The organism is Ruegeria sp. CK2 (assembly GCF_056536585.1).
Genome location: NZ_JBQFPW010000070.1, coordinates 1 through 876, shown reverse-complemented (window position 1 = coordinate 876; position 876 = coordinate 1). Strand labels below are relative to the sequence as shown.

Annotated in this window: 1 protein-coding gene; it reads left to right on the top strand. The window is 50.9% G+C overall.

Annotated features, from left to right (window positions below):
- Nucleotides 1-142: 142 nt before the first annotated feature.
- Nucleotides 143-876 (top strand): hypothetical protein (locus ACR0BU_RS24730; RefSeq protein WP_480739583.1); only part of this gene is annotated, 734 nt, incomplete at its 3' end.

Below are 876 nucleotides of genomic sequence, written 5' to 3'. Positions count from 1 at the left end.
GCATCCTTAACGAATGGCGGGTTTTGGGGTCCAGAATGTCCGGTCCTGTGATGTGACCCGGCAGCTATGCAGGACGTTGCTGCCGTTAGCTTTTGAACCTCAAATCATTACGTGATGACCCTGTTTGTGATACCTTCGCCGCATGTACCACAAACCAACTCGCCGATCAGTCATCGCCCAATTGGGTGCCATCACCTCGCTACTGAGTGTTGGTACTGGTCATTCGGCATTTGCAGGATCAACTGGCCGCGAAGTGGATATGCTTGTCTCCAGGATTGATGAACTGTCGGGGTCCTTGCGTGGTGAAGTGCTCACGTTGGAAGAATGGCGGTCAGGCATTTATGAATTGCTCTCCCAGGTGTCTGAGCACGATATAATGCGTGCTATAGACTTTGACCGCCTCGCATCGCGGATCGGATTTGCCGAACTGGGTGTTTCCACTACAAAGATCAGCTTTGGATCGGACGAGCGTAGAACTTTGAGCTTCCTGCCAAAACTCTTTGCAGTCGACACCGGTCGGTCGATTATTCCGCACGGCCATTCGAACATGGTTTCAGCCCATCTGCCATTAGCTGGAGCATTCCGGCTTCGCCAATATGATCAAGTGTTGCGAGGAGAGCATGCTCTGACAATTCGACCCACTGTAGACAAGTTGATAGGCGCAGGTGACTTGTCTTCCATTGGTGAGGATGACGACAACGTACATTGGTTCATTGCCGAAGAACCCTCTTACACATTTGATGTCATCGTAACAGGACTCGACGATGAGGCGGAACATCAATATGAGATTTTCAATCTCGACATGGAAGCTGCAGAGACCAAACCCAATGGGCTCTTGTCGGTACCGCGACTGTCTGTGTCCGAAGCTCTCAATAA